Below are 9,343 nucleotides of genomic sequence, written 5' to 3'. Positions count from 1 at the left end.
ATTGAAAATCAAAAATTGTTTTTGATGCTCGATGCTGTGAGTGCCCACACAGATTGCTTGATTCAAATTGTTAAAGAACGTCACGCTTGTCGCGTTGAGGAGGCGCATATTACGCTTCTCACCTCGAAAGTCAAGCAGTTGTTTTCGCTTTTCTTTCGGCGCCCACTTCGCTAGGAAGCTGGCTCATCAGTCCGGCGTGTTCCGCCGTGCTGGTAGGGGCGCATTATAGGGGGCGGCGCTGCGATGACAAGACTTTTTTTGAAGATAATCACGAAAATTTCAAATTATTCAATTAAAAACAGCTTATTCAGTGTATATATACAATGTTATCCACAACCCGGTTATTTCACTCCCATTTTAGCGTCATTTATGTCGCCTTCAGTGACCTTGGGAATGCCATACTGGAGCCGATAACCTCTCCCGAGTGGTCCATGGTAGCGCCAATCAGGAAAGCTGGTTACCATGGAGGTGAATATAGTGTTGCACCTTTTTTGCTTTCATTTACAAAAGGTCTTTTAAGATGAATTTATCCAAGTTTCCCGTATATATGCAGGCCGCAATCCTTGCTCTGGTATTGGCAGTGGTTGGCTACCTGGTTGCCCAGGCCCTGCAGTTCTCTTTGAAAGCGGAAGTGATTTTTGCAGCAGGTCTGGCCATCGGCGGTTTCGTGGTACCGCTGTTCCTGAAGCGAACCCCGGCTAATGTTGCCGAGTCGATCGCCAATCAGGAGACTTGCACCTTATATGTAGGCAACCTGCCCTATCGCGCCAATGAGATCGCAGTGCGCGAATTGTTTGCCGAACAGGGCCAGGTCATTTCCGTGCGGTTGATGAAAGACAAGGCAACCGGCAAGCGCAGAGGTTTCGGTTTCGTGGAGATGCCCGCCGCCGATGCCGCCAAAGCGATTGCCGCTTTGAATGATAAAGAGTATCAGCAGCGCACCCTCAAGGTGCGTGAAGCGAATGACAAACGTGATAAAGAGGAAAGAGAAGGTAGCGAAACTGACGCCTAACCGCTCGTCAGTACTTCACCTCTTCCAGTGATGACAGCCCCCATGCTTGCAAGGGGGCTGTCAGTTTTTGAGCCTCCCCATCCAGCCGGGTACAGTAAGCCCTGGCAATTACCTCTTCTATATGTACAGGCTGCACGGTGGCATGCCCGCCATTGTTCAGCAACCAGGCCACCCGTTTGGCAACAGCACTGCCCGAGTCAATAAGCTGGCATTGCGGCATCAGTTGCCCAATCTCTTCATTAAGTAGCGGGAAGTGAGTACAACCGAGCACCAGCGTATCCGGCTGCTCTTCCCCATCCAGCCAGTCGGCCAATACCTCGCGCAGCAACGCCATATTGACCGGCAAGCCCGCCAGCTTGTGTTCGGCTTCTATGACCAGCTCGGTGGTGCCCTTGAGCAGCACCCGCTTGCCGGGAGCAAACTGGGCGATCAGTTCGTGGGTATAGTCGCGGCTCACAGTGCCTGGCGTAGCCAGCAGACCGATACAACCATTGCGAGTCTGTGCAGCGGCAGGCTTGATGGCTGGCACCACCCCCACCACAGGAATATCCAGTGCCTCACGCAGGGCTGGCAGCGCTATCGTGCTGGCCGTATTACAGGCAATCACCACCAGATCGATATGATGACGGGCCACCATGGTGGTCACCAAGCGGGTGCAGGCAGCAATCAGGGCGGGCTCGCTCAATTCACCATAGGGGAAGTTGGCATTATCGAAGCAGTAGAAATAGTTGTGTGCCGGCAGAACGCGGCGGATCTCGCGGTAGATGGTCAGGCCACCCATACCGGAATCAAACACGAGAATATTGGCCACTTGAGCTCCCCTTTGGTGCAAGGCGGCGATCATACTCCCGCCTGCCGCCAATAGAAAAGGCCCTGCCAATAGCAGGGCCCCAGATTTTTCCGCTTGGCCGGGTCCGGCTTAGAGTGAGTAATCCATCGTCACGTAGTAAGCGCGCTCATCGGCCGGATACCCCACTGCAGTCTGATACTCCTTATCCAGCAGGTTGTTGATCTTGCCAGATACCTTGAGCGCCGGGGTGACCTTGTAGCCGACCGCCAGATTCCACACGCTGTAGCCACCGAGTTTGGTGGTGTTGGCCACATCGCCATAGCGCTCCCCCTGATAGATCCAGCTCAATGAACCATCAAACTGCTGCCACTGCGCCTGAGTCACCCACTTGGCCCCTTTACGGGAGATCAGCTGCAACTGCTTGTCGGTCACCTTGTCTTTGGGAGACTTATACTCGGCAGAGACCCTATGACTCAACCAGCCAGTGTCGAACTCCCCTTCCAGCTCGATCCCTTCAATGCGCGCCTTGCCAACGTTTTGTGGTGTCCACATCCCCTGACTGTTGGGAGCCCACTGGATCATCTGTTCGAAGTCATTGCGATAACCGGTGGCTCGCCACTCGACACCCGCAGTTTGACCATCCAGCATCAGCTCGCTGCTCTTCGACTCTTCCGGCTTCAGGTTAGGATTGCCAGAGCCCGGATAGTAGAGGTCATTAAAGGAGGGGGCGCGGAAACCGGTGCCATAGCGGGCGCTCAGGCGGTAATCCTCGACAAAACGCCAGCCTGCGCCAGTTTGCCAGGTGTTGTGACGACCAAACTGCTCGTTGTCATCACTGCGGCCGCTCAGCTCGGCCTGCCAGGTCTGGTTGTCGAACTGAGCAAGGGCATAGAGGCCGTTGTTGTCACGCTCTTTGGCGTCGGCCGGATACGTGGAGCCGGAGGAGCGGGAGCGATCATCCAGTCGATCACTCTGCCAATCGGCCCCGCCTCCCAGCGTCCAGCTCTCGTTCAATTTCAAGCTGTTGACCCAGTTCAGGCTGTACTGGCGGGTGTAGGTCCGGTTATTGGCCTGATCGCGGCCACTGTTGTCCTGATAGTCGTACGCATCCTGTTTGGAGAAGGCGCCACGCAACTCACTCAGATAGCGATCATCGTGATAGCGCGACCCCAGCTGATAGCTCTGGTTTTCAGTCCAGGTCTCGTTGCGCTGATGGGTGGCAGGCCCCCAGGCGGAAGCCGCAGAAGAGCGGTCGTACTGGGCGACATTGCGGAACCAGCGGGTTGTACCGAACAGATCCCAATTGCTGCCGAGCGCCTGCTGGTAGTCCAGCATGGCGTTGTAGCCCTGATGCCCGTGACGGTCACCATCGTTGATGCCGGGCAAGGGGTGTACGTTGTAACCCTCTTCATCATCAAAACCGCCAGCCACCTTGAGCTGACCCGCCTCACCTACCTGGCTGGCACTACTGAAAGCGGCCTGACGCTGTTGATGGGAACCAGCACCGATATTGAACTTGTGCTGATTTGTCCCCTTGTCGGGACGGGTAATGATGTTGATCACCCCACCGATGGCGTCGGAGCCGTAGATGGTGGCGCGCGGGCCGCGGATATACTCGATCCGCTCGACCTGATTGAGTGGCAGATTGTTCAGTTCGGTCATCCCGGCGGTCAGGGAGGCACTGCGTACCCCATCCACCAGCACCAGCGTCTGGGAAGAGGTGCCACCACGCACCCGCAGCGAGCTGAGCTGGCCTCGGCCACCATTGCTGACCACTTCCACACCGGGCAGGGTCTTGACCACATCGGTCACGGTCTGGGCTTGCAGGCGATCGATCTCGTCCCGGGTCACCACATTGACCGGGGCCAGAACGCTGGAGGCAGGTTGGGCGACGCGGGTAGCGGTCACCACCATGGTGGGATTGACGGGAATGGTCAGCTGCTGGGCAAACGCCGCCGTCGGCAACAGGGCAGCCGCCAGAAATTTCTTCGACATGAGAGATCCTTAAGTTCGCGTAAGTATCTACTTCGTGGCCGGTTTCTCTCGGCCCGAAATACGAACTCTGGCAGGTCTTCGGGCTCGGGGGCTGATAGCCTATGGCGACGGCTTCCCGCCTGACGGCAGTGCCCTGATGTCGCTTCGTTCCCCCTTACCGCTGCGCGCCAGCTCCGGATTCTCACCGGATTCCCTATTAAGCATGATGCGCCAAAGCGGGAGGATTATAGGCAGAGCCAAGCTGGATGTATAGCCATCCAGATTTCTATTTATTGCCAACCAGCGCCGCCAGCCGCTGCTGGGCCCCCTCCATCACCGCCTGTACCCCGGGATGAGAAAGATGGCGCCCTGCCGAGACCAGATAGTAAGAGAGAGTGACGTCGGTGAGGGTCGCAATTCGCTCCACCCCGTAGAGGCGACCAATTTCGTCAGCCATCGCCAGCGGCGCCGGGAAGATCCCCATCCCCGCCTTGCCGAACGACTTCATCAGAGTGGAGTCATCAAACTGCCCCACCAGATGGGGATGAATGCCCTGCTGGCGATACCAGGCCAGCAGCCGATCGTGGGTAGCCGATTTCTCTCCGGGGATGAGCAGCGGCAACCCCTCCAACGAGGCGGGAAAGCCATCCCGCGCCCGCGCCGCCAACTCGGGACTGGCAAACAGCGCCAGCGGGCTGCGCCCCAGCTCGTGGTTATAGCCACGCACGCCGCTGTCGGGAGGGAGCGGGCGATCGATCAGCACCATGTCGAGCTTGTGGCGGGCCAGTTCGCTGAACAGCTGCTCGGCCCGCTCCTCGTGACACACCAGCCGCAACGGAGTCGCCAGCGCCATGGCGGGGGCCAGCAGCTCGAACGCCAGAGTGCGGGGTACCGAATCGGCGATCCCCACCTGCATGGTCAGCTCCTGACTGGCGTGGCGCAGGGTGTGCTCCAGCTCGGCACCGAGCGAGAAAATGGCCCCCGCCTGCTCCTGCGCCTGCCGTCCGGCGGCGGTCAGCACCAGACGCCGCCCCACCCGGTTGAACAGCGCCACCCCGAGGGACTGCTCCAGCTCTGCAACCTGACCGCTGATGGTCTGCGGCGTGAGATGCAGCTGTTCGGCGGCCTGCGTCACGCTGCCACTGCGCGCCACATGCCAGAAGTAGTAGAGCTGTTTGTAGTTGAGCATGCCGTTCCCTATCAGTTTTTACCGAACAACCATCAGCGAGAATCTGATTTTATCGAAACATTGCGGGCTCTAGCATGCAACCATTATCTGAACTGCCCTACGAACCATCATGCTGGACGTTGTTGTACTCTTCTTTCTGTTTGGTCTGCTGGCCGGTCTGGTGCGCTCCGAGCTCAAACTGCCTCCTGCCCTCTACGACACCCTCTCCCTCTTTCTGCTGCTGGCCATCGGCCTCAAGGGCGGCGTCGGTCTGGCCCAGCAATCCCTGCAACCTCTGCTGCCACAACTGGCGCTGGTGATCCTGCTCGGCGTGGTGCAGACCCTGCTCGGCTTTGCCGTGCTGCGCCTCAAGATGAACCGGGTCGATGCCGCTGCCACCGCCGCCCACTATGGTTCGGTCAGCGTCGCCACCTTTGCGGTCGGGGTGAACTGGCTCACCGAGCGGGGCATCAGCTTTGAATCCCAGCTCTCCATCTTCCTGGCAGTGATGGAGATCCCCGCCATTCTGGTGGGCATAGTGCTGGCCCGGGGCATCAGCCGCGAGACCCGCTGGCGCATGCTGGCCCACGAGACCTTCCTCGGCAAAGGGGTAACCCTGCTGCTCGGCGGCATGGCCATCGGCTATCTGGCCGGGCCGGACGGGATTGCCCCGCTCAAACCGCTGTTTGTCGACCTGTTCAAGGGTGCGCTGGCGCTGTTCCTGCTGGAGATGGGCCTCATCGTCGCCCGTCAGTGTCAGGATCTGCGCCGCCACGGCCTGTTCCTACTCGGTTTCGCCCTGTTGATGCCGCTCGCCTCGGCGGGGCTGGGATTGGCTGCTGGCCAGCTGATGGGCCTCTCTCTCGGCGGCCTGACCCTGCTGGCCACCCTGGCGGCCAGCGCCTCCTATATTGCCGTGCCGGCCACCATGCGCATCGCCGTGCCCCAGGCCAACCCGGGGCTGTCCCTCAGCGCCGTGCTGGGGGTCACCTTCCCGTTCAACATCATGCTGGGGATCCCGCTCTACCACAGCTGGGCCCGCCACTTCACGGAGTAGCCACATGCAGACCGAGACCCGCACCCTGCTGACCGTCATCACGGAAGCCAATCTGGAGCCGACCCTGCTGCGCACCCTCACCCGCGAGGGGTTGCGCGGCTACACCATCACCGATGCCCGCGGTCGTGGCGATCATGGTGAGCGCAACGCCAGCTGGAGCGAGAGCGGCAACATCCGGCTGGAGGCCATCTGCAGCCGGGAGCAGGCGGAGCGGCTGCTGGCCCACCTGCAGAGTCGCTACTACCCCGATTACGCCATGATCGCCTTTCTGCAACCGGTCGAAATCGTGCGACCCGAGAAATTCTGAGCCGGCTTGCCGGCTCTTTTTGCCCACCAAAAGCAAACGTTTAACAGCAAGGAACCAGAAAAGATGAACACCCCTCCCCTGATCGGCCTGGTAATGGGCTCCGACTCCGACTGGCCCGTGCTGCAGGCTGCCGCCCGCATCCTCAAGGAGCACGGCGTGCCCTACGAGGCACAGGTAGTCTCGGCCCATCGCACCCCGGATCTGCTGTTCGAGTATGCCGCCAGTGCCCGCGAGCGCGGCCTGCGCGCCATCATCGCCGGAGCCGGTGGCGCCGCTCACCTGCCGGGTATGGTCGCCGCCAAGACCACATTGCCGGTGCTGGGGGTGCCCATCCCCTCCCGACATCTCAAGGGGATGGACTCGCTACTCTCCATCGTGCAGATGCCCAAGGGGGTACCGGTCGCCACCTTCGCCATCGGCGAAGCGGGAGCGGCCAACGCCGCTCTGTTCGCCGTCTCCCTGCTCTCGGTCGCACAAGACGACGACGCCCCCCGCTACCGGCAGCAGCTCGACGACTCCCGCACCCGCGAGCGCGACCGGGTGCTGGCCCTCACGCTGGAGGAACCGACATGATCCTGCCACCCGCCACCCTCGGCATGCTGGGGGGCGGCCAGCTTGGCCGCTACTTTGTGATGGCCGCCCACCGCCTCGGCTACAAGGTAGTGGTGCTGGATCCCGATCCGGCCAGCATCGCCGGGGCCGCAGCCGATCACCATATTGTCGCCCCCTATGACGACACCGCAGCCCTGCACGAACTGGCCAGCCGCTGCGAGGCCATCAGCTGCGAGTTCGAAAATGTGCCCGCCGCCACCCTGGCACTGCTCGAAAAACAAAAGCCGGTACGCCCGGGCGCCAGCGCGGTGCGCATCTGTCAGGATCGCCGTGAAGAGAAAGCCTTTCTGCGCGGAGCCAACATCCGGGTCGCACCCTATCTGGCGCTACTGCCGGAAGAGCCTATCCCCGCAGAGGCCAGCGAACTCTTGCCCGCCATTCTCAAGACGGCCCGCGAAGGGTACGACGGCAAGGGGCAGTGGCAGGTGAGCGATCTGGATGAGCTGGCGAGCGCGCTGGCAGCCAGTGGCGTGCCCTGCGTGCTGGAACAACGGCTGGCGCTGGAGGGGGAGTTTGCCCTTACCCTGGCCCGCAGCCCGAGCGGCGCCATCAGCGCCCTGCCGCTGGTGCAGAACTGGCACAGCGGTGGCATTCTCGATCAGACCCGCTCCCCGGCCAATGTGCCGGTGCTGGAGAGCGAAGCCAAAGCAATAGCCGAGCGGCTGATCGCAGCCCTCGATTACGTCGGGGTGCTGACGGTGGAGTTCTTTCTGGTGGAAGGGCGCCTGCTGGTCAACGAGCTGGCCCCCCGCCCCCACAACTCGGGTCACCCCAGCCTCGACAACGCCGCATGCAGCCAGTTCGAGTTGCAGGTGCGGGCCCTGTGCGATCTGCCGCTACCGGAGCAGATCGCCGTACGCCCCGCCCTGTTAATCAACCTGCTGGGGGATCTCTGGCAAAACGGCACGCCCGACTGGGCTACCCTGCTGACGCTGCCCGGCCTGCATCTGCACCTCTACGGCAAGAGCGAACCCCGCCCCGGCCGCAAGATGGGTCATATCACGGTAACCGGTGACGACTGGTCAACGGTGGAGGAAACCTGCCGCAAGGCCCGCCAGCTGCTGGGGCTAGCGCCGCGCTGATCGACCATCGGAAATGCAAAGACCCGGGCATGGCCCGGGTCTCTGTTTTTGCTTGCTATGGCAGGGAGGCTTATCAGGCCCGCTCCACCGCTACCGGTGCCGGCAGGCGGATGGTGAGGGAGAGCACCAGCGCCACCACCAGCAACACCAGGATCAGGTGGAAGGTCGCCATAAAGCCGCCAAACAGGGAGGCTACGATGGAGCCGATGATGCTGCCCAGACCAAAGCCCAGATAGATGACGCCGTAGTTCTTGGTCAGGTTGTTGAGACCGAAGAAGTCGCTCACCAGCGAGGGGTAGACGGTGATGGTGCCACCGAAGCTGAATGCCACACAGGCGACCGCCACAAAGAACAGGTTGGCGTTGAGCGGCACGAACAGCAGCAGCGCCATGCCCGCCAGGGTAATCAGCTGGGCAATGGTGATAACCCGGATGCGGGACATCTTGTCGGAGAGGATACCCAGCACCAGACGGCCACCGAGGTTGGCCATGGCGATGATGGCGACGGCATTGGCGGCGACTACAGCAGGCAGACCCACCATCTTCTCGCCGATATCCTTGGCCACGCCGATGACGTAGAGGCCGCTCATGCAGGCGGTGAGGAACATCAGCGCCAGCATCCAGTACTGCGGCTTGCGCATCGCCTCGGCCAGAGTGAAGTCACGGCTCTCACTCTGCTGTACGGAAGCGGCCTGCTTGGGCGCATCCTTCATCAGCATGCCGCCCACCAGCACCATGGACATCGCAATCAAGCCCCACAGCTGGAAGGTGGTCTCAAGGCCGGAGCTGGAGAGCAGCAGCAGGTTGATGTATTTGAAACCGAGACTGCCGAGGCCATAGGCACCGATGGAGCAGGCGGAGATGAGCCCCTTGCGCTCCGGGAACCACTTCACGCAGTTGGAGAGGGTCATCAGGTAACCGGTACCGTCGGCAAAACCGACCAGAATGCCCGCGCAGAGGTAGAGCATCGCCAGATTGCTGGCGTGGGCGGTGAGGAAGAAGCCGATGCCGAGCAGCACGCCAGCGCCCAGGGTCACGTTACGCACCCCGAACCGCTCCTGCAGCTTGCCCGCCATGGAGGAGGCGACTGCCAGCGACAGGCTGAGCAGGCCGAAAGCGAAAGCGACCTGACTTACCGGCTCGTCCAGCTTGTCGGAGAGCTGGGCGTTGAACAGGCTCCAGGTGTAGACAGAACCCAGTGCGAACTGGGTGATAATGGTACCGATCAGTGTCAGGTACCGGGTGCGATTCAGATCGATGGTCATGATGCGTCTCGGTCGATGGCCTTAAGGAAATTGAGGCCACTATAGGCAAGACGCAGCTCACGCCGATCGATTAAGGC

At 61.0% G+C, this 9,343-nt stretch carries 9 protein-coding genes and 1 riboswitch; of the genes, 5 read left to right on the top strand and 4 right to left on the bottom strand.

Annotated features, from left to right (window positions below; translation table 11 throughout):
* The first annotated feature begins 520 nt into the window (after positions 1-520).
* Positions 521-1,012, top strand: coding sequence for an RNA recognition motif domain-containing protein (locus G5533_RS16690; RefSeq protein ID WP_005339200.1), 492 nt, complete (start codon positions 521-523; stop codon positions 1,010-1,012).
* Positions 1,013-1,019: 7 nt separating this feature from the next.
* Here the strand turns inward: G5533_RS16690 and murI are convergent, their stop codons facing one another.
* From murI to G5533_RS16675, 3 genes are all read right to left on the bottom strand, one after another.
* The gene (murI, locus tag G5533_RS16685) at positions 1,020-1,823 is read right to left on the bottom strand and encodes a glutamate racemase (RefSeq protein ID WP_216979762.1); all 804 of its coding nucleotides are present in this window, start codon (positions 1,821-1,823) and stop codon (positions 1,020-1,022) included.
* Between the two features lie 108 nt (positions 1,824-1,931).
* Positions 1,932-3,797 carry a TonB-dependent receptor domain-containing protein gene (locus G5533_RS16680; RefSeq protein WP_421206738.1) on the bottom strand — a complete coding sequence of 622 codons (1,866 nt, stop codon included), beginning with the start codon at positions 3,795-3,797 and terminating at the stop codon, positions 1,932-1,934.
* Positions 3,798-3,849: 52 nt separating this feature from the next.
* A riboswitch (cobalamin riboswitch) is annotated at positions 3,850-4,027 on the bottom strand.
* A gap of 35 nt (positions 4,028-4,062) precedes the next feature.
* Positions 4,063-4,965: a LysR family transcriptional regulator gene (locus G5533_RS16675; RefSeq protein ID WP_182970116.1), complete on the bottom strand. Its 903-nt coding sequence runs from the start codon at positions 4,963-4,965 to the stop codon at positions 4,063-4,065.
* A gap of 109 nt (positions 4,966-5,074) precedes the next feature.
* Between G5533_RS16675 and G5533_RS16670 the strand changes: the two genes are divergently transcribed.
* From G5533_RS16670 to G5533_RS16655, 4 genes are all read left to right on the top strand, one after another.
* Positions 5,075-6,001 (top strand): sodium-dependent bicarbonate transport family permease, encoded by a 927-nt coding sequence (locus G5533_RS16670; protein ID WP_005342109.1) that lies wholly within the window; start codon positions 5,075-5,077, stop codon positions 5,999-6,001.
* A 4-nt stretch (positions 6,002-6,005) separates the two neighbouring features.
* Entirely contained in the window at positions 6,006-6,308 is a 303-nt protein-coding gene (locus G5533_RS16665; protein WP_005321666.1) for a P-II family nitrogen regulator, read from the top strand.
* A gap of 63 nt (positions 6,309-6,371) precedes the next feature.
* Positions 6,372-6,881: a 5-(carboxyamino)imidazole ribonucleotide mutase gene (gene purE, locus G5533_RS16660; RefSeq protein WP_421255557.1), complete on the top strand. Its 510-nt coding sequence runs from the start codon at positions 6,372-6,374 to the stop codon at positions 6,879-6,881.
* A complete protein-coding gene (locus tag G5533_RS16655) occupies positions 6,878-8,002 on the top strand; it encodes a 5-(carboxyamino)imidazole ribonucleotide synthase (RefSeq protein ID WP_441255094.1) in 1,125 nt (374 codons plus the stop codon). The genes purE and G5533_RS16655 overlap by 4 nt, the downstream gene beginning before the upstream one ends.
* 73 nt (positions 8,003-8,075) lie before the next feature.
* On the opposite strand, the gene G5533_RS16650 is transcribed toward G5533_RS16655, so the two are convergent.
* Positions 8,076-9,266, bottom strand: a complete 1,191-nt coding sequence (locus G5533_RS16650; RefSeq protein WP_005339218.1) for an L-lactate MFS transporter — start codon at positions 9,264-9,266, stop codon at positions 8,076-8,078.
* Positions 9,267-9,343: the final 77 nt, after the last annotated feature.

This window comes from Aeromonas sp. A600620 (assembly GCF_029479985.1).
GTDB lineage: Bacteria > Pseudomonadota > Gammaproteobacteria > Enterobacterales > Aeromonadaceae > Aeromonas > Aeromonas veronii_A.
The sequence above is the reverse complement of the archived record's forward strand: the minus strand, read 5'-3'. Positions and strand labels throughout refer to the sequence as shown.